The 19,516-nt window shown below is 58.4% G+C and carries 24 protein-coding genes; 11 read left to right on the plus strand and 13 right to left on the minus strand.

The annotated features are described in order from the left end of the window. Nucleotides 1–26: 26 nt before the first annotated feature. Nucleotides 27–578: an RNA polymerase sigma factor gene (locus TU73_RS20700; protein WP_057013785.1), complete on the minus strand. Its 552-nt coding sequence runs from the start codon at nucleotides 576–578 to the stop codon at nucleotides 27–29. Nucleotides 579–842: 264 nt separating this feature from the next. Between TU73_RS20700 and sctW the strand changes: the two genes are divergently transcribed. The 11 genes from sctW to sctU are packed head-to-tail and all read left to right on the plus strand — an operon-like array spanning nucleotide 843 to nucleotide 10,983. Continuing rightward, nucleotides 843–1,898 carry a type III secretion system gatekeeper subunit SctW gene (gene sctW / locus TU73_RS20705; protein WP_057013786.1) on the plus strand — a complete coding sequence of 352 codons (1,056 nt, stop codon included), beginning with the start codon at nucleotides 843–845 and terminating at the stop codon, nucleotides 1,896–1,898. Beyond that, nucleotides 1,895–3,988, plus strand: coding sequence for a type III secretion system export apparatus subunit SctV (sctV, locus tag TU73_RS20710; protein ID WP_057013787.1), 2,094 nt, complete (start codon nucleotides 1,895–1,897; stop codon nucleotides 3,986–3,988). Before sctW ends, sctV begins: the two co-directional genes overlap by 4 nt. A gap of 34 nt (nucleotides 3,989–4,022) precedes the next feature. Beyond that, a complete protein-coding gene (locus tag TU73_RS20715; RefSeq protein ID WP_057013788.1) occupies nucleotides 4,023–4,928 on the plus strand; it encodes an FHA domain-containing protein in 906 nt (301 codons plus the stop codon). Next, a complete protein-coding gene (locus TU73_RS20720) occupies nucleotides 4,925–6,283 on the plus strand; it encodes a FliI/YscN family ATPase (RefSeq protein WP_057013789.1) in 1,359 nt (452 codons plus the stop codon). The genes TU73_RS20715 and TU73_RS20720 overlap by 4 nt, the downstream gene beginning before the upstream one ends. After that, nucleotides 6,270–6,698 (plus strand): type III secretion system stalk subunit SctO, encoded by a 429-nt coding sequence (gene sctO, locus TU73_RS20725; RefSeq protein WP_057013790.1) that lies wholly within the window; start codon nucleotides 6,270–6,272, stop codon nucleotides 6,696–6,698. Before TU73_RS20720 ends, sctO begins: the two co-directional genes overlap by 14 nt. Then, a complete protein-coding gene (locus TU73_RS20730) occupies nucleotides 6,695–7,156 on the plus strand; it encodes a type III secretion system HrpP C-terminal domain-containing protein (protein ID WP_057013791.1) in 462 nt (153 codons plus the stop codon). The genes sctO and TU73_RS20730 overlap by 4 nt, the downstream gene beginning before the upstream one ends. Continuing rightward, on the plus strand, nucleotides 7,153–8,166 hold the full coding sequence (locus TU73_RS20735; RefSeq protein WP_057013792.1) for a FliM/FliN family flagellar motor switch protein: 1,014 nt from the start codon (nucleotides 7,153–7,155) through the stop codon (nucleotides 8,164–8,166). Before TU73_RS20730 ends, TU73_RS20735 begins: the two co-directional genes overlap by 4 nt. After that, on the plus strand, nucleotides 8,163–8,819 hold the full coding sequence (gene sctR, locus TU73_RS20740; RefSeq protein ID WP_057013793.1) for a type III secretion system export apparatus subunit SctR: 657 nt from the start codon (nucleotides 8,163–8,165) through the stop codon (nucleotides 8,817–8,819). The genes TU73_RS20735 and sctR overlap by 4 nt, the downstream gene beginning before the upstream one ends. 7 nt (nucleotides 8,820–8,826) lie before the next feature. Further along, complete coding sequence (gene sctS, locus TU73_RS20745; protein WP_057013794.1) at nucleotides 8,827–9,090, plus strand: type III secretion system export apparatus subunit SctS; 264 nt, start codon at nucleotides 8,827–8,829, stop codon at nucleotides 9,088–9,090. A gap of 10 nt (nucleotides 9,091–9,100) precedes the next feature. After that, nucleotides 9,101–9,889, plus strand: a complete 789-nt coding sequence (sctT, locus tag TU73_RS20750) for a type III secretion system export apparatus subunit SctT (protein ID WP_057013795.1) — start codon at nucleotides 9,101–9,103, stop codon at nucleotides 9,887–9,889. Then, complete coding sequence (sctU, locus tag TU73_RS20755) at nucleotides 9,886–10,983, plus strand: type III secretion system export apparatus subunit SctU (RefSeq protein ID WP_057013796.1); 1,098 nt, start codon at nucleotides 9,886–9,888, stop codon at nucleotides 10,981–10,983. Before sctT ends, sctU begins: the two co-directional genes overlap by 4 nt. Here the strand turns inward: sctU and TU73_RS20760 are convergent, their stop codons facing one another. The 12 genes from TU73_RS20760 to ychF form a co-directional block, all read right to left on the minus strand. Then, nucleotides 10,984–11,349, minus strand: a complete 366-nt coding sequence (locus TU73_RS20760; RefSeq protein WP_082642643.1) for a transcriptional regulator — start codon at nucleotides 11,347–11,349, stop codon at nucleotides 10,984–10,986. Next, nucleotides 11,346–11,549 carry an HrpT family type III secretion system protein gene (gene hrpT, locus TU73_RS20765; RefSeq protein WP_057013797.1) on the minus strand — a complete coding sequence of 68 codons (204 nt, stop codon included), beginning with the start codon at nucleotides 11,547–11,549 and terminating at the stop codon, nucleotides 11,346–11,348. The genes TU73_RS20760 and hrpT overlap by 4 nt, the downstream gene beginning before the upstream one ends. Then, a complete protein-coding gene (gene sctC / locus TU73_RS20770) occupies nucleotides 11,546–13,684 on the minus strand; it encodes a type III secretion system outer membrane ring subunit SctC (protein ID WP_057013798.1) in 2,139 nt (712 codons plus the stop codon). The genes hrpT and sctC overlap by 4 nt, the downstream gene beginning before the upstream one ends. Before the next feature lie 14 nt (nucleotides 13,685–13,698). Continuing rightward, nucleotides 13,699–14,088 carry a type III secretion system chaperone gene (locus TU73_RS20775; RefSeq protein ID WP_057013896.1) on the minus strand — a complete coding sequence of 130 codons (390 nt, stop codon included), beginning with the start codon at nucleotides 14,086–14,088 and terminating at the stop codon, nucleotides 13,699–13,701. Between the two features lies 1 nt (nucleotide 14,089). Further along, nucleotides 14,090–14,308 (minus strand): hypothetical protein, encoded by a 219-nt coding sequence (locus TU73_RS20780; RefSeq protein ID WP_046070775.1) that lies wholly within the window; start codon nucleotides 14,306–14,308, stop codon nucleotides 14,090–14,092. A 114-nt stretch (nucleotides 14,309–14,422) separates the two neighbouring features. Next, on the minus strand, nucleotides 14,423–14,995 hold the full coding sequence (gene sctL, locus TU73_RS20785; RefSeq protein WP_057013799.1) for a type III secretion system stator protein SctL: 573 nt from the start codon (nucleotides 14,993–14,995) through the stop codon (nucleotides 14,423–14,425). A gap of 24 nt (nucleotides 14,996–15,019) precedes the next feature. Continuing rightward, nucleotides 15,020–15,385, minus strand: coding sequence for a type III secretion protein (locus TU73_RS28555; protein WP_231984748.1), 366 nt, complete (start codon nucleotides 15,383–15,385; stop codon nucleotides 15,020–15,022). Nucleotides 15,386–15,554: 169 nt separating this feature from the next. Next, nucleotides 15,555–16,340 (minus strand): type III secretion system inner membrane ring lipoprotein SctJ, encoded by a 786-nt coding sequence (sctJ, locus tag TU73_RS20795; RefSeq protein ID WP_057013801.1) that lies wholly within the window; start codon nucleotides 16,338–16,340, stop codon nucleotides 15,555–15,557. A gap of 6 nt (nucleotides 16,341–16,346) precedes the next feature. Then, entirely contained in the window at nucleotides 16,347–16,706 is a 360-nt protein-coding gene (locus TU73_RS29395; RefSeq protein WP_231984747.1) for a hypothetical protein, read from the minus strand. A 52-nt stretch (nucleotides 16,707–16,758) separates the two neighbouring features. Then, nucleotides 16,759–16,938, minus strand: coding sequence for a hypothetical protein (locus TU73_RS20805; RefSeq protein ID WP_057013803.1), 180 nt, complete (start codon nucleotides 16,936–16,938; stop codon nucleotides 16,759–16,761). Nucleotides 16,939–17,124: 186 nt separating this feature from the next. Continuing rightward, complete coding sequence (locus tag TU73_RS20810; protein WP_057013804.1) at nucleotides 17,125–18,042, minus strand: sigma 54-interacting transcriptional regulator; 918 nt, start codon at nucleotides 18,040–18,042, stop codon at nucleotides 17,125–17,127. Nucleotides 18,043–18,414: 372 nt separating this feature from the next. After that, nucleotides 18,415–19,515, minus strand: coding sequence for a redox-regulated ATPase YchF (gene ychF, locus TU73_RS20815; RefSeq protein WP_046070818.1), 1,101 nt, complete (start codon nucleotides 19,513–19,515; stop codon nucleotides 18,415–18,417). Nucleotide 19,516: the final 1 nt, after the last annotated feature.

Genomic DNA, 19,516 nt, shown 5'->3' on the forward strand with positions numbered 1-19,516 from the left:
CCCAACGCTTGACCGGTTAAGTCAGGTTACTGCTGCATTGTGTTGTGAGTCACCCGCTTGAGTTGCTCACGTGCCCGGGACAGGCGCGAGCGAACGGTGCCGATAGGTATGTCCAATACGTCGGCGGTATCCTGGTAGCTGCCGTCTGTCTCCAATGAAGCGTACAACGTTTTGCGCATCTCGGTCGGCAAATGATCAATAGCGCTCAAGGTGTTTTCCAGGCGCCGGTTGATCTCGAACTCCCAGTCCAGGCTATTGTTTTCTTCCTGGCCGTGCCACAGCGACTCATCGAACTCGCAATGCGCCGGCTTGGCATACAAGCGTCGAAAGTGATTGCGGATCAGGTTCTGCGCAATGCCGCACATCCAGGTGCTGAGCGTTGCAGTGCCACTGAAACGCTCGCGATTACGCCAGGCTTCCAAGTAGGTCAATTGTAGAAGGTCATCCGCATCTTCCGGGTTGAGCACGCGTTTGTGAATGAAGCGACGGAGTTTTTTCTGTTGGTCGTCTGTCAGGTGAAGCATGAATTGAGGCGAGCTGCCAACAAGGTGAGCTATAGCTCCAATAGGGATATTCATGATGTTTTCCTTAAGGTAGACGCTGTCGAAATGATTTCGACGGCTACCTCTTTTGCACCGCCTGTGCCAACGGAGAATCCATTGCTAACTAGCTGATTTATATGAATAAATACTTTATTGGCATGACGCTTTTGTGCAGTAGTTTGCAAAAGGCATCAGAGGCTCGTGCAGGTTTTTTCACGCTGTCGGTGGGTCGGATTTCGATGGAACCATCTGCGCGGGCTCTGCCACACAGGGACAATCTCTTCCTGTACTGGCCTGCCCATGAAAGTCGAATCCACCAACGAAGTGCCAACGCCCCCTCGATTGGAGCTGAACACCGTCAGCCCGGTCGCCAAGCCTGAGCCGGGCAAAGGTATCGATGATCTTTTTCTGCAATTCAGCCAGGAGGTAGAGCCCAACAGCCGCACGTTGGACAAACGCAAAATCGGGGTGCGTGTGCCCCCGGTCCAGGCGTTCTCGCAGCTGTATGAGCAGCTGGGTCATCCGGCCCAGGAAAGTTTTTCGGCGATTGCACGACGGATCAGGCTGCAATTGCTGATGCAGCCCAGCGTAGATAAATTGCTGGAATCCACTGGCGGTGATCCGGCCCGTACCTTTGTGGTACTCAAGTCGGTGTTGGAGCAGGCCGATGCTGAAGCGCGCAAATCCGAAGCCGCCCTGGCACGGGATGCGATTGCCAAGTTGGAGATCCGCTTCAAAGGCCAGATCCAGGCAGGCCTGAATATTGCCGTGGCCTTGCAGAAGGCCGGTGGCGATCCCCAGGAGCGCCAGGCGCTGCGCGCGCTCTATTACGCCAGTGTGGTGACGCGGCAATCCCTGGCGAGCATGATGCAGGCCCTGTTGGGCGTTTACGGCGACGACCGCTTTGCCCACGGGCTGAATGTGATGTCCAGTGCCTTGACCGCCGACATCGCTGCCCACGTCTCGTCTCTGCCTACGGCAATGTTGCGCACCCTGCTGGTGGGGCTGCGTAGTTGCGGTGCGTTGAGCGGGGTGTTGTGCAGCTGCCGTGACTTCACCCAGAACCTGGCGATTGAGCTGCATGCGGTAAACCTGCTGCAACGCCTGCTGGGCTACGCCAGCACCGGCATTGCCTCAGATGAAGTGATGCGCCTGGCCGACGACATGGGGGGCAACACGTCCACGCTTGTGTCTCTGAATATGCTTTACCCGCTGTTTCAGAGCTTGCCGCTGGCGCTATGGCCGGATAGCCGGTCTCGCCAAGAGGCGCTGCATAATTTCCTGTTGGTGATGGATGAGCTTGCCCGTCAAGAAGGCAAGAATCCTCGCTTTCCCGACTCGAGCATTCTGGCGTGAGCGTGCTGTCCTCCATCAACGGCGTACTGCTCAAGCTGGCGCAGCGTGCCGAAGTCTTGGGCGCCGTGGTGATCATGGCGATTGTGTTCATTTTCATCGTGCCGCTGCCCACCTGGCTGGTGGACATCCTGATTGCACTGAATATCTGCATTTCCTGTCTGCTAATCATGCTGGCGCTGTACTTGCCCGGGCCTTTGGCATTCTCTTCCTTCCCGTCGATTCTGCTGCTGACCACCATGTTTCGCCTGGCGCTGTCGATCGCCACGACACGCTTGATCCTGCTTGAACAGGACGCCGGCGATATCGTCGAGGCTTTCGGCAACTTCGTGGTAGGCGGCAACCTGGCGGTGGGTATGGTCATCTTCCTGATCCTGACTCTGGTCAACTTCCTGGTCATCACCAAGGGCTCCGAGCGGGTTGCCGAAGTGGCGGCACGCTTCAGCCTGGACGCGATGCCTGGCAAGCAGATGTCCATCGACAGTGACTTGCGTGCCGGCCTGATCGACGGCGAGCAAGCGCGCGACAAGCGTGAACAGTTGTCTCGCGAGAGCCAGTTGTTCGGTGCGATGGATGGCGCCATGAAATTCGTCAAGGGCGACGCCATCGCTGGGTTGATCATTGTGGTGGTCAACCTGCTGGGCGGGTTTTCCACGGGGATGTTCCAGCACGGATTGAGCGCTGCCGATTCAATGGCGCTGTATTCGGTACTGACCATCGGTGACGGCTTGATTGCGCAGATTCCCGCGCTGCTGATCTCCCTGACCGCCGGCATGATCATTACCCGTGTGGCACCGGACAGGCACAAGGGCGTCACGAACATGGGGGCTGAAATCGCCCGGCAGATGACCAGCGAACCCAGGAGCTGGATGATCGCATCGGTGGCGATGCTGGTGTTTGCGATCGTGCCTGGCATGCCGACCCTGGTGTTTATCCTGATCTCGATAATGACAGGCGCCCTGGGTTATTACCTCGACCGTCGGCGTCGCAGGCAAGCGCAGCCAGAAGCCGAAGCCGTCGAGGCCCCGCGGCCCGAAGAAAACGGCAAGGAGGACTTGCGCGGGTTCGATCCGTCCCGGCCCTACCTGTTGCAGTTTCCCTCGGCCTTGCGAGGAACGCCTGAGGTGACGGATCTCATTCATGGAATCCGTCAGGTGCGAAACTCCCTGGTTGCCAATATCGGCCTGACATTGCCGCCGTTTGAGGTCGAGATCGATGACTCACTGGCCGCCGATGAAATGCGCTTCTGCGTGCATGAAGTACCTATGGTCAAGGCGTCGGTGGTCCAGCGAGTGGCCGTGGCTCGCGCTGCGCTTACGGTTGAGCCTGAGCATGGCATACCGGGATTGGCCGAGCGCAATGAACAGGATTGGCTCTGGCTGCCACCTGATGACCCATTGCTTGATGACTCGCAGCTGGAGCGCTTCAGTGCGACGAGCTTGATCGTCGAGCGCATGAAGCAGGCGATGATGCTCAGCGGGCCGCAGTTCCTGGGGATCCAGGAGAGTAAGGCAATCCTCAGTTGGCTTGAACACAATCAACCTGAGTTGGTGCAGGAACTGCAACGCATCATGCCGATATCGCGCTTTTCGGCGGTGCTGCAACGCCTGGCCAGCGAAGGGGTTCCACTGCGCGCCGTGAGGCTGATTGTCGAGTCGCTGATCGAGTACGGCCAGCATGAGCGTGAGCCGGAAGCGCTGGCCGACTATGCACGAATTGCCCTCAAGTCGCAGATCTTCCACCAGTACAGCGAGGCCGATGGCCTGCATGCCTGGTTGTTATCACCGCAAACCGAAAACACCCTGCGCGAGGCTCTGCGCCAGACCCAGACGGGCGTGTTCTTTGCACTCGACAACGACAATAGCGCGGCGCTGGTCAACCTGCTTAACCAGGCCTTCAGTGCCCGGGCCAAAATTAAAAGCGTGATGTTGGTGGCGCAAGACTTGCGTAGCCCTTTACGGACCTTGTTGCTTGAGGAATTCAACCATGTGCCGGTGCTGTCCTTCGCCGAGCTGGGGAGCAATTCCAAGGTGAAGGTGCTGGGGCGTTTTGATCTTAGCCAAGATGAGTTGATGCACGGGACGTTGGCATGAACACATCGCTACTTGAATATGGGGGGACGCACTGATGTTCGAACTCCGGGTGTTGGACGGCTTGCATCAAGGGGCCGCGCTGCCGTTGTTTGGCGAGCAATGGAGCCTTGGCGCCCACGCGGATGCCGATCTTTTGCTGGATGATCCAGGTATCGCCGAGCATCACGCGCGCCTGCTGTTGGCCGAAGGCCGGTGGTCGGTGCAGGCTGAGGCTGGGCTGTTGAAAAGCAGCGATGGACAAATGTTGGCGCAAATCAGCGATCTGGCGCTCAACACTGCGTTTGTAATTGGCAGTGTCCGCTTGTGTGTCAGCCAGGCCGACCAGCCTTGGCTACAGGCTCCGGCGCCCAAGCAGGACAGGCAGGTAGTGGCGCCTGAGTCCCAGACCCCGCTGCCATTGACCCTGTCGTCCATTTCGTCGACGCAGCAAAAAGGCTTGGTCAGCCTGCTTCTGTTATGCGCCGTGATCATCATGGCGGTCGGTATTATCTTCAGTGGCGAGCGCGAGGCCCAGGCATCGCTGATGCCGGCAGTGATTCAGAAACCCGGGCTGGATTCGCCCTCCGAGGTGCGCCAGCAACTGATGAAGATGCTCACCGAGCGCGAGCTGCTCCAGCGTGTCAGCTTGCAGATCGTCAATGACCAGATAGCCCTCAATGGTGTCGTTTCCCAGGAAGAAGTGGAACTGATCGCGCGTATGCTCGACCGTTTTGCCGAGCAGTTCGATACCGGCGTGCCGGTGATCAGCCGCGTGCGGGTCCGCGACGGCAGGTTGCCGTTCAGGATCTTGCAGATTGTCGGTGGCCCGAACGGCCATGTGGTACTCGAGGAGGGAACCCGGCTGTTCGTGGGCGATGAAGTGGATGGCCTGCGCCTGGTATTGATCGACAACAGCAAAGTGGTGTTCGACGGCGAGCAACGTTATGAGGTGGGCTGGTGAAGGGGTCGTTGCAGGAACGCCTGGAGGCTTGGCAACTGACCCAGTCCCAGGCGCTGAGCAGCTTCGCCCCGGTCACGATGCGCGGACGCATTCAGCGCGTGAACGGCATGCTGCTGCAATGCCGATTGCCCCAGGCCCGTATCGGTGACCTGTGCCAGGTCGAGAAAACACCAGGTGACTACATGCTGGCGGAGATCATCGGGTTCGACCAGCGCGATGCAGTGCTGAGCGCCCTGGGCAATCTGGAAGGTGTGCGCGTGGGTGCCAGCGTTGAGCGGCTGGGGGTGCCACACCAGGTACGGGTCGGTGATGAGTTGCTGGGGCAGGTGCTGGATGGTTTTGGTCGCCCGATTGCGGGTGATGGTGCCGGCGCATTCGTTGAAGCGGACGCATCTGATGCGACCCCGGTGTTGTGCGAGGCGCCCCTGCCTACGGAACGGCCGCGGATCAACCGCGCACTGGCGACGGGCGTGCGCTCGATTGATGGGCTGATGACGCTGGGGGAGGGCCAGCGTGTCGGGCTGTTTGCCGGCGCCGGTTGCGGCAAGACCACCTTGTTGGCCGAGATCGCCCGTAACGTGGAATGCGATGTGATCGTGTTCGGTCTGATTGGTGAGCGGGGCCGGGAATTGCGCGAGTTTCTCGATCACGAGCTGGATGAACAGTTGCGGGCCAAGGCGGTGTTGGTGTGCGCCACCTCTGACCGCTCAAGCATGGAGCGCGCGCGCGCCGCGTTCACGGCAACCGCGCTGGCCGAGGGTTTCCGGCGCAAGGGCCAGCGGGTGTTGTTGCTGATCGACTCCCTGACCCGCTTCGCCAGGGCGCAACGCGAAATCGGCCTGGCTGCCGGTGAACCCTTGGGGCGCGGTGGTTTGCCGCCGTCGGTCTACAGCTTGTTGCCGCGGTTGGTGGAGCGCGCCGGGTTGACCCGCGAAGGTGTGATCACGGCTATTTACACGGTGCTGATCGAGCAGGACTCCATGAATGATCCCGTGGCGGATGAAGTGCGTTCTCTGCTCGATGGTCATATCGTCCTGTCACGCAAGCTGGCCGAGCGCGGCCACTACCCGGCGGTCGACGTCCTGGCCAGTCTTTCGCGGATTTTAAGCAATGTCGCTGAGCCTGCGCATATCCGTGCCGGTACGGCGTTGCGGCGCCTGCTGTCGGCTTACCAGCAGATCGAGCTGATGCTCAAGTTGGGAGAGTATCAACCCGGCAACGATGCCCTCACCGACTTGGCAGTCGACAGTCGGCAGGCGGTAGACGGGTTTCTGCGTCAGGACTTGCGGGAACCTTCGCCGCTAGCCGTCACCATGAACCAACTGACTGAGCTGACTGCCCATGTCCCATTCTGAAGTTTTATCGGGTGAAATCGATACCTTGCGGCGCCTGCGCCGCCATCGTGCCGATCGCGCGGAGCGTGCGTTGCGTGAGGCAAAACGGGCTCAGCAAGCGCTGGTCGCGCACATCCGCGAAATGCAGGACGTGCTCGAGCGGACTCGCCAGGAAGAGGCCCGGCAATGTGCGCAACTCTTGAGCGAGCACCAGGGGCAGGTGGTGACGTTCAAGGCGCTGAAGAACTGGAGTGCCAAGGAACAGGAATTGTCGGCGGGCACGCAGCGCGAAGAACATCAATTGCTGCGGCTGCAAGGGCGGCAGCAAGAGCAGGTGGTGCAGGTCAACCAGGCGCAAAAGCAGGTCACTTTATGCTTGCGCCAAGTGGAAAAAATTCAAGAGTTGTCTGATCTAGTGCGGCAGGAGCCGATATGAAACAGGTTGCAGTTACGACACCTGAACGTCAGCGCCCGCGCGAGCCTCGCGATGAGCGTGCACCCGAGTTCAATGCCTTGGTGCCTTGGGAGCAACGGCGACTGTTTAGCCAGTTGTTTGACGATGACGGTCAGGGCGGGGGCGGATACGGAGCTTCTCTGAACGGAATCAAAACGTCGGGCGATGTCGCCATGATCGAGGCGCTGACCGAGCAGTTGGCGCCGCGAATGCTCGTCGGCCCGCAGTGGCCGTTGATGGCGGTCTTTCACCTCGGACGCCTTGGGCGGATCAATGCCGATATTCGTCGAGAGCAGGGCAGTTGGAGCGTTGAGCTGGACGCGGAGCAAGACGCTTCGGCGCGCTGGCTCAGTGGGGTACGCCAACAATGTGAGCAACGGCTGGCTGCGAGCATGGGTCAGCCCGTGAGTTTGTACTTGGCCAGATCGGCGCCGGCATGATGCTGCCACCTCTTATATTTCCTACGTTCAAAGCTGATATCGCGGTTGCCCGGCAGCGGTTGGGGCACGGGATGCGTATGCCGTTTGAAGTCGCCGGCTCAAGTGGCGAGTTGAAAATGGAGCCTGGTGCTGCCCCTGTGGGTATCCAGCCGCTCTGTTTCGAAACCGCCTGCGGGGTATTGGCCTTCAGTGAGCCGGGACCGCAATTGAGCTTGATGGGTGAATGCCCGGTGACACTGGCGCAGGCCGGCAACGATCCGGATGCCTGGTTCTGGGCCTTGTTCCAGCATCATCTGAGCCCCCAGGTGCAGGCGCTGTTTGGTCATTTGCGTTTACTGCCAGGCACCCGGCCCTTGAATTTTGGCTGCCGATTCTGCGTGACGCTCGGCGCATCCCGTGTTGCAGGCCACCTGTGGCTATCCGTCGATAGCTTTCTGGCGTTATGCCAGGCAGGGCCCTGGCGCCCCATGGCCAAGCCAATGCCGACGCAGTTTCAACTGGCGATTGACGTGACGCTGGGGCGCCTGCAGTTGCCCGTGTACCAATTGCACAGCTTGCGGGCCGGTGACGTGCTGGTGCTTGAACAGGCCTTTTTCAGCGCGTCGGGAACCGGTCATGTACAGGTTGGCAAACGGCGCCTGGTGGGCTGGATTGACGCCGAATCCGGGCCGATGCGCCTGACCCTTACTTCTATCGAGGACATGCTTGTGGACGAGGATTTTGCAGCACAGCCCTACTCAGGGCATGAGGATGAGACGGCAGTGACGGATGTGTTCGGGCATGAACCCTTCGATGAATTGAGCATGGCGCTCAATGTGCGTTGCGGTACGCTGAATCTGACGCTCGGCGAATTACGCAACCTTGCACCTGGCGCGGTATTGGGAGTATCTGGGTACGCCCCCGGCACAGCCGGCCTCTATTACGGTGACCGCCCTCTGGGCCTCGGCCAGTTGGTTGAAGTGGATGGGCGACTGGGGCTGCAGATGTCTCGCGTGATTTTTTCTCGATGAGTAGTTTCCAGGGAATAGATCCGGTCGTCCTGGCAATATTTCTCGGGGCGCTGTCGTTGATGCCCATGCTGCTGGTCGTCTGCACTGCGTTTCTGAAGATCGTGATTGTGTTAATGATCACCCGCAACGCCATCGGTGTGCAGCAGGTGCCTCCGGGAATGGCGATCAACGGCATCGCGCTGGCGGCGACCCTGTTCATCATGGCGCCTGTCGGTTACGAGATGGCCGAGATCGTCAAGGTGTCCCCCCTGGACCTGACCAGCGTGGGTGCTCTGCAACAGACGGGGACGGAGGCGATCAAACCGTTGCGCACCTTCATGCTGCGCAACAGCGACCCGGATATTCTGACCCACCTGCTGGAAAACTCCGCGCGCATGTGGCCGGCGCAGATGGCACAGGAAGTCCAGCGTGAGGACCTGATCCTGCTGGTGCCAGCCTTTGTACTGTCGCAGTTGCAGGCGGGGTTCGAAATTGGCTTCCTGATCTATATCCCTTTTATCGTGATTGACCTGATCGTCTCCAATCTCCTGCTCGCGCTGGGTATGCAAATGGTTTCGCCCATGACTATCTCCCTGCCGCTCAAATTGCTCTTGTTCGTGATGGTCTCCGGGTGGTCGCGATTGCTCGACAGCCTGTTCCTTTCCTATCTCTGAGTGGCCTATGGAACCGATCGTACTGTTCAAGCAGGGCATGCTGCTGGTGGTTATGTTGACGGCGCCGCCGCTGATTGTGGCGGTGGTGGTGGGGGTCCTTACGTCCCTTGTGCAAGCGCTGATGCAAGTGCAGGACCAGACGCTGCCTTTCGGTATCAAGCTGGTGGCGGTGGGTATCACCTTGATCATGACCGGTCGCTGGATCGGTGTGGAGCTGGTCCAGCTCATGAACGTGACCTTCGACATGATCGGTCGCTCGGCCCTGCACTGAGGTCTCGCCTGTGCTGCTATATCTTGAGTATTTGCCCAGCCTGCTGGTCGCCATGGCGCGTATCTACCCCTGTGCCTTTCTCGTGGCGGCATTCTGTTTCCAACACATACGTGGCATGCCCCGGCACACCATCGTGATGGTCCTCGCATTGCTGCCGGCGCCGGCTGTTCATGCGGTGCTGGAGGGCCAGGAGCTCTCTGCGTTAATGATCGGTGGGTTGGTTCTGAAAGAGCTGGCCCTGGGAATGTTGATGGGCGTATTGCTGTCGATGCCGTTCTGGATGTTCGAGTCGGTTGGTGCGCTATTGGATAACCAGCGTGGCGCCTTGGCGGGCGGCCAGCTCAACCCCTCGCTGGGGCCGGATGCAACGCCGGTCGGGCACTTGTTCAAGCAACTGGCGATTTTCCTGTTGATGGCCAGCCTGGGGCTGGGAGCGTTGACCCAAGTGATCTGGGACAGCTACCTGGTGTGGCCACCGACGGTATGGTTTCCGCTGCCCGCTGCCGATGGGTTCAGTACATTTGTCGACCTGCTCGGGGACACGTTCACGCACATGGTGCTTTATGCCGCCCCCTTCATTGCGGTACTGCTGTTGTTGGAGTTCGGCATTGCACTGCTGGGGGTCTACAGTCAGCAATTACAAGTGAGTACCTTGGCGCCGCCCCTCAAGTGCCTGGCGGGTATTGGTATCCTGCTGCTGTATTTTGCGTTGTTACAGGACCTGATCGTCGGGCGCATGGGCTCGCTCACCGACCTCAAGCACTCCCTGGGAGTAATGTTCAAGGTCTCGGTGCCATGAGTGATTCAGGGGAAAAAAAGCACCCCGCGTCAGCCAAGAAACTGCGTGATCAGCGTAAGAAAGGGCAGGTCGCCCAAAGCCAGGATGTAGGTAAGTTGCTGGTGCTGACGGCCATCACTGAAATCGCCTTGTTCACCGCCGAGACCAGCCTGCAACGTTTCCAGCAGTTGATGTTATTGCCGATTTCACGCTCGACCCTGCCTTTCCCGCAGGCGTTGGAAGAAGTGATGGTCGAAAGCGTGATGATGTTCTTCTCATTCGCCCTGCTGATGGCTGCGGTGGCGATTATCACTAAGCTGGTCAGCAGTTGGATGCAGTTTGGGATCCTGTTCGCCCCGGACACCCTCAAGCTCGATTTCAACCGTCTCAATCCGCTCAATCAACTCAAGCAAATGTTCTCTGTACAGTCGTTGATGAACCTGTTGATGAGTGTAGTCAAGGCGGCACTCCTGGGCCTGATCCTGTACGTGGTGATCTGGCCTTCCCTGGGCGTATTGATCAACCTGGCCACCAGCGACCTGCAGAGCTACATCCTGGCATTGATCGCTTTGTTCCGCCATTTGCTGCATGCGTGCCTGGGGTTATTGCTGGTGCTGGCGCTTATTGACCTGACCATGCAGAAGTACTTCTTCGCCAAGCGCATGCGCATGACCCAAGTGGAAGTCGTCAAAGAGTACAAGGATATGGAAGGCGACCCGCATGTGAAGGGGCAGCGCCGCGCCTTGGCACAGCAATTGGCCCAGGAGGAGCCTAAGGTCAAGCTGCCCAAGCTGGAGGAGTCCGACATGCTGGTGGTCAACCCGACGCACTTTGCCGTGGCCTTGTATTACCGCGCCGGCGAAACGCCGCTACCGCTGTTGGTGGAGAAAGGTACCGATGATGATGCCCGTGCGTTGATCGCCCGGGCCAAGAGGGCGGATGTGCCCGTGATCCAGTGTGTCTGGTTGGCACGTACGCTGTATACGAAGAAGCTGGGGGCGAATATTCCTCGTGAAACCTTGCAAGCCGTAGCGTTGATCTACCGTACCCTGCGCGAGCTTGATGATGAAGCCAAGCGTGAGACCCTGGAGTTGCCAGAGCTTGATCTACGTTGACTAACGTTGGGGGGGCGCATCCAGGGTTGCAAGATTGGCCAGCGACAACATTCGGCTTAAGGTCCTGTCGAACAGGTTGCGCTGCGGGGGCAGCGCATGCCAGATCACCAGGGCGTCCTGTGCGTCGATGTAGATGAAGCAACCATCGAATGCCACGGCTTGCTCGAAACGGCGCTCCAGCACCTGCTGTAATTGTAACGGTCGCAATTTTTCGCGTGTCACGTGCAGGGCCAGTCCTTGGCAGGCTCCGGCCTGCATGCCACTGACTGTCACGCCTGGGGCAAGTGCCAGGTGAGCGGCAGAGCCGCCCACCAGGCTGTCGAGGAAGACCTGGCGCTGATCGTCCGGCATTCCTTGGGTGCTCATCGTTCCAGCGACACCGTCTGATAGTCCGCCCGTTCCCCAGCAGGGCCGGGTTCGACGCGCATTTGCGGCGGCCACCAGATCACCAGCTTATCCTTGGTCGATTGGGGGCGTGAGCAGGAGTCGCCCTTGCAAGTGGGTGTACAACCGGCGACGAGCAGCGCCGCGCCGATCAGGGAGGCGTATAGCAAGCGGTGTTTCATGGCTTGGCCTTCTGGGTTGGAGTGATCAGAGAGGGGCGGGGCACGCTGAGGTGTTCATCCTTCACCACCGGGCGCATGGCGATGAACACTTCTGCTTCTTCGCCTGGCTTGAGCCAGGCCCGTGGCCAGACACTGACGGCCAGGGTTTGTGCATTACTGCATTCCTTTTCGTCGATACGCACATTGCGGTTGAACTGATTGCGCAGCACCACCACTGCCACGTTGTACTGCGGGCCGGCATACCACTGGCTGCGTTCGGTGTTCAGCGCCAGCAAGTTGCGAGTGCTGCACAATGTGTTCAGCCCCAGTGGCATCGGCGCTGCCTTGAAGGCCTTGGGCACTTCCCCGCTGACCAGGTGCGCCAGGGCGCTGATAATGTCGCTGCGCTTGATCACCGGCTGGTGAGGGTCATAGCGCCTGACCAGTGGCGCGAGAGCGGCCTGCAATTCGACCTGGTCGGCCTGCGGCAAGTAGCGTGACGGGTCGGCCTGGTCGCCAATGACGCGGGGCGTGAGGATGAACAAGCGTTCACGCCGATTGTTCTGTCGTTCAGTCGAGGAAAACAGTGCCTTGCCTAATAGCGGGATATCACCCAGCAGCGGTACCTTGCTGAGTCTGTCCGTGCTTTCGGTGACATGGAAACCGCCGACTACCAGTGAGCGTTTTTCCGCCATGATGGCCTGGGTGCTGACCTTGCCTCGGCGCACATCGAAGCTGTCGGGGGTGGGGTCGGCTTCTTCGAAGTTACCGTCCTCGATATCTACCAGCAGCTGGATTTGGTGGCCTCCACGGCTAGTAATCACGCGTGGCACTACCTGGAAGCTGGTCCCTACGGTAATCGGTAGAATCGTTGCGTTTTCCCTGCCGCGAGACAGGTATTGGGTTCGGTTGAAATCGATCACTGCAGGCTGGTTTTCCAGCGTCAGCACTGACGGATTGGAGACCATGGTTGCCAGGCCCTTGGCCTCCAGCGCACGTATGTCAGCCTCGAAGCGGTCACGGTTTCTAATGGTCAGCTGAGTGTTGCCGGGAGCCACATCGGCTCCACCACTGAAGCGACTGTTCTGAAAGCCCCACTTCACACCGAATTCGCGTAGTTGCGTGCGCTCGATATCGAGGATGATCGCATCGATTTCCACCAGTTTGCGTGCCACGTCGAGTTGGGTAATCAGCTCTCGGTACATCGCCTGCCGTTCCGGCACGTCATAAATCAGGATGGCGTTATTGCGCAAGTCGGCTTCGACGCGGATACGGGCTGGGCTCACGGGGGCTCGCGGGGTGATTGACATGCCTGCATCGGGCGAGCCGTTCACCGCGTTTGTCGCGGACGAACCGAGCATTTGCCCCAACAACGGATTGCCCAGGCGTGGGGTCATGGAGGTGACGAACGGGGGCTGCGTGGTGGAACGTTGAGTCTGCGCCGAAGGCATCGAGGTTGAGCGCGGCTCCAGCAGCCCTCGGAGCATGGTGGCCACACCGGGGATGATGATTTTTTCGTTACGGTATTCCATCTGGCGATCCGCCGCGCTGGCGAATTTCAGCGGATAGCTCAACACGCTCTGTTTTTCATCCGCGGAACGGCGCTGGCTGCTGAATCGCTTGATCTGTTCGATATAAACCTTGGGGCCTGAGACCAATACGACACCGTCCTCCGGCAACTCGCCCCAGCCGAAACGACTATCGAGCAGACCTATGTCGGTGAGCGCCTGCTTGAGATCGGAAATGGTCTCGGAAGAGACCTCCAGGCGCGCGGAATCTTGCTGGTCGAGGGTGCTGACATAGAGTGTGTTGTTGTACATGTACCATTGGAAACGGTGCTCGACCCCGAGCCGGTCGAGCAATGATTGCGGCGTGTTGGCGCGTATCTTGCCGTTGACGTTACCTTCGAGCAGGCCCTCGACTTGAAGTTGCGTACCAAACGTCTGGGCAAAATCCTCCAGCACTTCGCGTACGGGCTTGTGCTGTGCTTCATAAGCGTAGGCAGTGTTTTTCCATTCGGGCGGAATGGCGGCCAGCGTGCTGCCCAGTGGCAACAGCCATCCGGGCAGCAGGATCAGCCAGCCCCAGGCGGCGCGACGGGTGGCAGTAGATAGGTGAGGGCGCAAGCGTTTGTGCTTGTCGATTTTATCAGGCATGGGAAGGTCTCTGGTTAATGCGGTATCGAGCGCAGTGACGTGGGGACGAATGCACGTGCAGGCCGGGCCTGGCGTGCAACGATGGCGCGCCAGGTGTCGCGTTGGTTAAGAAGGGATTCGAGGCACTTCGCGGGCTGTTCGCCGTGTTGCAACTCCACACATTGAACAAGCCAAAGCGTGCCGGTGGCAGGTGACTGCGCCAGTGCGCCCTGGAAATAGCTCAGGCTGGGGCCTCCCAGGCGCATCCAGGTTTGCAGCGAGGCGTTGTCCGCGCCCGTCCTGGACAACTGGACCTCTATCAGCAGTTTGTTCGAGACGCGCAGAAGGTTGATTTCGTCGTCATTCTCGAACAATTTGAGCTGCTCTTCGTGGCCGTTTAACCAGCCGCCAATGAGTGCGTGCAACTTACTGCACACCATCCAGGGCTGTCTTGAGCAGCGTATGCCTGGAGCGGACTTGTTCGTTGAAAGCGATGATGGAGAGTTTCTGTTGTTTCACTAGATCGCTGAAATACTCGATGTCGCCATCGAATGCTTCCGTGTCTTTATAGGCGGTATTCACACGCTTGGTATCAGATTGAACCTGCTTCAACAGGTGAGTGTTCAGGTTTCCGTAGAAGTCCATGAGTTTTACTCCAGATGTGTCTGAACTGTGTGGCGGGTTGTTTGCCACCAGTTCCATCGGCGGACATGTTTTTTAAAGATATCGCGGCCTTCATCGCTTTTTCGTTGATGTTTCCTACGCGCTCGCAAACAGAATTTCGCGCATTGATGCCCAGTCGATGCGGAAGTCGCCTTCGTCTGTTTCCAACAGCAATGTTTGAGGTTTGACCTGGTCATCAGGACGAAGCCTCCAAAGCGTAGAGTTCAGTTTGGCCAGGGCTTGGGCGATGTGATCGTGTTCAAGGGGGTGGCAAACCAGCGTTGCCTTGATCGGGGGGATTTGCGTCGCTACCAGCTGTTTAATCAATGCCGAAAGGCGTTGGGGCTGAGGCACTTCCTCCAACAGGCAGTGGAAGGCTTGGTTGGCAATGGAGGTGGCGTAGTGCTCAAGGTTGTCGCACATCGCCTGGCGTTGGCGCTCCCAGGCGCTGAGCTGCGCGTTGGCCCGTGACCAGAAGTCGAGACTGGCCTGTTCAAGCAATTCTTCGCGATGTTCGGCCGCCTGGTGCAAGAGTTCTTCGGCTTGGGCCTGGGCGCTACCCAGTAGCTGCCCGGCCCGCGAGCAGTCGGCAAGCATCTCCCGGGTAATCAAAACCTTTGGCTGCCCGGGGGCACCGTTGTGCAACTCAATTCTGCGCAGGGTCAGCATGGACAAGGCTCCGTTCTTTTGCAGTTAACGATGGGTGAGTTCGCTATGCGTTGCGGCGATACGCCAGACAATGGCTTGCCAAAGCGTATTGAGCCGGCCATGGGCGTCGTCAAGTGACAGGTATGTCCTTTCAATTGCCTGCACCCGATGGGGGACCAGGCGCAACCGCAGACGCTGCCAGACAGCAGGCTCGACCCAGGCCCGCAGCAATTGCAGTGGATCGTCGTCCGGTTGCAGCAAGGCCCCGGGATGCAGAGCCTTGGCAAGGCGTTCGCACCACTTGCGGTGTTCGTCGCACAAGGGGCTGTCGAGGTTGGGATGGCACGTGAGGTCCAGTAGCGCTATTGCCAGATCTATCTGCTCCGGTGATGCCAGTGCCAAGCCAAGCACCGTTGCACAGGGGGCAGGAGGCAGGCACGGCTCTATGCCCAAGGCGGCACATGCCAGCCCGGGCCGGCTGCGACACAAGGGCCGCACTGCGTCATAGGCGTGGGTGCTGGTTGCCTCCGGGTGCGAAGATAGCCAGGGGCTGGCCCACCATTGTGCCCAAGCGAGGTGATCACTCATCCGTCAATTGAGCCGGGGCGACAGCTGGCTTTGAACGTTGTCCCCTTATGCGCCAGAACAGCGCAGCGACCAGCATCAGTATCGCGCCGGTAATCAACAGGCCAATACTGGTGCGCCAAAAACTAACGTCGTCCTCAGGGACCAGGAAAGGGCCGAAATAGATCAACCGTTGTTGTTCCTGATAGACCGCCGCCGGCACAAAAACGACCGTGAGCTTTTGGGCGTTATCCAGTGCAGTGCTCATGCCGGGAATACTGCTGGCTACCATCCTGCGTACACGGGCCCTGATACTGTCGGGCTCCAATCGCGGGTCATGCTTGATGAACACCGAGGCGGAAGCGGGTTGGACGGGCTCACCGGGAGCCACGCGTTCGGGCAGCACTACGTGCACACGAGCGACGATGACGCCATCGATGTTCGACAGGGTCGCCTCCAGCTCCTGGGACAGGGCGTAGATGTATCGGGCACGCTCTTCCAGCGGTGTGGAGATGACGCCTTCCTTGCGGAAGGTATCCCCCATTGTGGCGCGGGCAACCTTGGGCAGCCCTACGGCCTCCAGCGTGCGAACGGCGCGGCTGATGTCGGCTACGTTGACCCGGATCACCACACCGTCCTTGGCAGGCACTTTTTGTGCGCGTATGTGTTTGTCAGCCAGCTCCGCGATGACCTCGTTGGCGTCCTGTTCGGACAGTTGGCGATGCAGTTCGACACTTTCGCCGCAGCCGCCCAGTATCAGCGTCAGCGAGAAAATTAATCCGATAGACAGAAAACGAATCATTTTTTCCTACTGTAGGTTGCTGACTTTTTCGAGGCATTGCGCACCCTTGCCGACGCACTTCACCAGGGTTTGGGTCAGCAGTACTGAGTCTGAAAGATGGGAGGCATAGTTGAGTCGATTTTTTTCCTTGAACTCATTGTTGAAGTCCTTGAGGCCTTTGCTCATGCCACTTTTCGCCTTGTCCAGATGCTGCAAAGCATCGGTCAGGGCATTCGATGATGGTGCGGCGGTAACCCGTTGCATCGAAGGTTCCAATTGCGAGCGGAAAAAGCTCACATCTTCGCTGTAGTGCGTAGATGGGGTAGGGGGCTTGCGGGCTGTTAGGCCGTTTTGATATTCGCGTAATACGTCGACTTCTATTTTCATATAGACCTCCTGGGCAGAACCGCCCTTTAGTGATAAAGGGCGGTCAAGCTACTTAACGTATCGCGTCGATGTTCTTTTTCTTCTCAGTGATCTTGAAGGCCTCGATGCTATCCTTCAAAGATTCGCGGGCCGCTGCTTTCCTTTCTGCTTTAAGGTCTTCGTTTTCTCCGCCGCCGGAGCTTTGGATAGGGGGCTGGTAGGTGTTTGCGCTGGCACCAGAGATACTGCTCATAGTAAAACTCCCGTTATTTAAGACATGATGTTTGAGCCCTGTTTTCTAGTGACAATATTGGCGCTTCCAATAGCCACTAAATATATCAGGCTCGTACTTATGTGGCTCAGGCTTGAATATGGTTCCGATTTTTACTTGAAGGATGTGTCTGGAGGTTTCTTCGGTGCATATCGGCTGGGCTATGCGCTACTGTATGTCTAACTGTTTCATCCGATAGTAGAGCGTTCGCTTCGCCATGCCCAACTCCGCCGCCACCTCGTCCACGCAGTAGGAATGGCGACGCAAAGCCTCTTCAATCAGGGCTTTCTCGATTTGTTGCAGGCGTTCTTTCAGGTTCGTTGGCTCGTTTGTCGCGTTCGAGGGTGAGCCAGATAGCGGCGCCAGTCCCAGCACGAATCGCTTGGCAGTGGAGCGCAGTTCACGCACATTCCCCAGCCAAGGGTGGCACAGCAACTGTTGGACCAGTTCGCTGCAAGGGTCTGGGGCCAGGCACTTATAGTGCTTGGCTTCCTCTTGAATCATATTCAGGAACAACGGGACGATTCGGTCGCGGCGGTTGCGCAGCGGAGGAAGATTGATGTTCACCACGCTCAGGCGAAAATACAGGTCGCGCCTGAACCTCCCTTGCTCGACCATCTCATGCAAGGATTGCTGCGCAGAGGCGATGACTCGCATGTCTACCGGGATGAACCGGGTGGAGCCCAGGCGTTCGACGCCTCGTGACTCCAGCGCACGTAGCAGCTTGGCCTGCATGGAAAGCGGCATGCTGTCGATTTCATCCAGATACAAGGTGCCCAAATGTGCGGCTTCGATAAACCCCGCGCGTGACTGCACTGCTCCCGTGTAGGCGCCGCTGTTGACGCCGAATAGTTGGCTCTCTGCAAGGCTTTCCGGGATGGCGGCGCAGTTGACTGCGACAAAATGACCTCGTCGCCCCGACAAGCGATGGACCCGCTGGGCCAGGGTATCCTTGCCAGTGCCGGTTTCTCCCAGTAATAAAATATCGATATCGAGCGCGGCGGTACTCTTAAGCGTACGCTCGATGTCCAAGGCTTCAACGGAGGGGAGGTATGTCTCATTTGTTATTGTGTAAGAAGCTGACATAGTCCAGGTGCTCCACTATCGCTATCACTTCACTGTTGATAGAACGCTGTTGGCGTGCAGCCAGTAGAGCCTAAATAATCCAAAAAGTCATCGTGTCTGTTAATGTGAAAAGGCTGAAAAATAACGTGAGAAATATCAACTATTCCAGCGCGCTGCTTTGTTCAAGTGGTTTTTTGGTGGTTATAGTGTATTTAGCGTAGGAGAAAACTTAAAGACGGGGGGATTAGGTGGATAAGTTGTTTTAGAGTCCTGGTTAAGTAATTTTTTCATACGTTGAATTTGCACTTGTTTCGAATATTGAAACAAGCAGCCACAAAAAAGCCGATGCAATGCATCGGCTTTTTTTGTCCGGTGTAGGGGTTACAGGTCTACTTACACGTTGAAGCGGAAGTGCATGACATCCCCATCCTTGACAATATAGTCCTTGCCTTCAAGACGCCATTTACCGGCTTCCTTGGTCCCAGCCTCACCCTTGTACTGGATGAAGTCGTTATAGGCGATGACTTCGGCGCGGATGAAGCCTTTTTCGAAGTCGGTGTGGATCACGCCGGCAGCCTGTGGCGCAGTCGCACCGACCTTGACGGTCCAGGCGCGGACTTCTTCGACACCGGCGGTGAAGTAGGTCTGCAGGTTGAGCATCTCGTAGCCGGCACGGATCACACGGTTCAGGCCAGGCTCTTCCAGGCCCAGGGCCTCGAGGAACATGTCTTTTTCTTCGCCGTCATCGAGCTCGGCGATTTCCGCTTCGATCTTGTTGCACACCGGAACGACGATGGCGCCTTCTTCCTCGGCGATGGCCTTGACCACATCGAGAAGCGGGTTGTTCTCGAAGCCGTCTTCGGCAACGTTGGCGATGTACATCACCGGCTTGGTGGTCAGCAGGTGGAAGCCCTTGATCACAGCCTTCTCGTCAGTGCCCATAGTCTTCATCAGGCTGCGTGCCGGCTTGCCTTCGGTGAAGTGAGCGATCAACTGCTCCAGCAGGCCCTTCTGGACCACGGCATCCTTGTCACCACCCTTGGCGTTGCGTGCGACTTTCTGCAGCTGCTTCTCGCAGCTGTCGAGGTCGGCGAAGATCAATTCCAGGTCGATGATCTCGATGTCGCGTTTCGGGTCGACGCTGTTGGAGACGTGGATCACGTTCTCGTCTTCAAAGCAGCGGACCACGTGGGCGATGGCGTCGGTTTCACGGATGTTGGCCAGGAACTTGTTGCCCAGGCCTTCGCCTTTCGAGGCGCCGGCGACCAGGCCAGCGATGTCGACGAATTCCATGGTGGTCGGCAGGATGCGCTTGGGGTTGACGATCGCCGCCAATGCCTCCAGGCGTGGGTCCGGCATCGGCACGATACCGCTGTTGGGCTCAATGGTGCAGAAGGGGAAGTTCTCTGCCGCGATACCGGACTTGGTCAGGGCGTTGAACAGGGTGGATTTGCCGACGTTGGGCAGGCCGACGATGCCGCAATTGAATCCCATG

The organism is Pseudomonas libanensis (genome assembly GCF_001439685.1).
GTDB classification, from domain to species: Bacteria; Pseudomonadota; Gammaproteobacteria; order Pseudomonadales; family Pseudomonadaceae; genus Aquipseudomonas; species Aquipseudomonas libanensis.

What these genes read in the sequence shown, in the direction of transcription:
- sctS (WP_057013794.1), top strand. Translation starts at nt 8,827, where the DNA reads ATGGAACCGATCGTACTGTTCAAGCAGGGCATGCTGCTGGTGGTTATG.
- TU73_RS20730 (WP_057013791.1), top strand. Translation starts at nt 6,695, where the DNA reads ATGAAACAGGTTGCAGTTACGACACCTGAACGTCAGCGCCCGCGCGAG.
- TU73_RS20760 (WP_082642643.1), bottom strand. Translation starts at nt 11,349, where the DNA reads ATGAGCACCCAAGGAATGCCGGACGATCAGCGCCAGGTCTTCCTCGAC.
- TU73_RS20735 (WP_057013792.1), top strand. Translation starts at nt 7,153, where the DNA reads ATGATGCTGCCACCTCTTATATTTCCTACGTTCAAAGCTGATATCGCG.
- sctW (WP_057013786.1), top strand. Translation starts at nt 843, where the DNA reads ATGAAAGTCGAATCCACCAACGAAGTGCCAACGCCCCCTCGATTGGAG.
- TU73_RS20700 (WP_057013785.1), bottom strand. Translation starts at nt 578, where the DNA reads ATGAATATCCCTATTGGAGCTATAGCTCACCTTGTTGGCAGCTCGCCT.
- hrpT (WP_057013797.1), bottom strand. Translation starts at nt 11,549, where the DNA reads ATGAAACACCGCTTGCTATACGCCTCCCTGATCGGCGCGGCGCTGCTC.
- TU73_RS20805 (WP_057013803.1), bottom strand. Translation starts at nt 16,938, where the DNA reads ATGAGCAGTATCTCTGGTGCCAGCGCAAACACCTACCAGCCCCCTATC.
- ychF (WP_046070818.1), bottom strand. Translation starts at nt 19,515, where the DNA reads ATGGGATTCAATTGCGGCATCGTCGGCCTGCCCAACGTCGGCAAATCC.
- TU73_RS20715 (WP_057013788.1), top strand. Translation starts at nt 4,023, where the DNA reads ATGTTCGAACTCCGGGTGTTGGACGGCTTGCATCAAGGGGCCGCGCTG.
- TU73_RS29395 (WP_231984747.1), bottom strand. Translation starts at nt 16,706, where the DNA reads ATGAAAATAGAAGTCGACGTATTACGCGAATATCAAAACGGCCTAACA.
- sctJ (WP_057013801.1), bottom strand. Translation starts at nt 16,340, where the DNA reads ATGATTCGTTTTCTGTCTATCGGATTAATTTTCTCGCTGACGCTGATA.
- TU73_RS20810 (WP_057013804.1), bottom strand. Translation starts at nt 18,042, where the DNA reads ATGTCAGCTTCTTACACAATAACAAATGAGACATACCTCCCCTCCGTT.
- sctC (WP_057013798.1), bottom strand. Translation starts at nt 13,684, where the DNA reads ATGCCTGATAAAATCGACAAGCACAAACGCTTGCGCCCTCACCTATCT.
- sctL (WP_057013799.1), bottom strand. Translation starts at nt 14,995, where the DNA reads ATGCTGACCCTGCGCAGAATTGAGTTGCACAACGGTGCCCCCGGGCAG.
- sctO (WP_057013790.1), top strand. Translation starts at nt 6,270, where the DNA reads ATGTCCCATTCTGAAGTTTTATCGGGTGAAATCGATACCTTGCGGCGC.
- sctR (WP_057013793.1), top strand. Translation starts at nt 8,163, where the DNA reads ATGAGTAGTTTCCAGGGAATAGATCCGGTCGTCCTGGCAATATTTCTC.
- TU73_RS20780 (WP_046070775.1), bottom strand. Translation starts at nt 14,308, where the DNA reads ATGGACTTCTACGGAAACCTGAACACTCACCTGTTGAAGCAGGTTCAA.
- sctU (WP_057013796.1), top strand. Translation starts at nt 9,886, where the DNA reads ATGAGTGATTCAGGGGAAAAAAAGCACCCCGCGTCAGCCAAGAAACTG.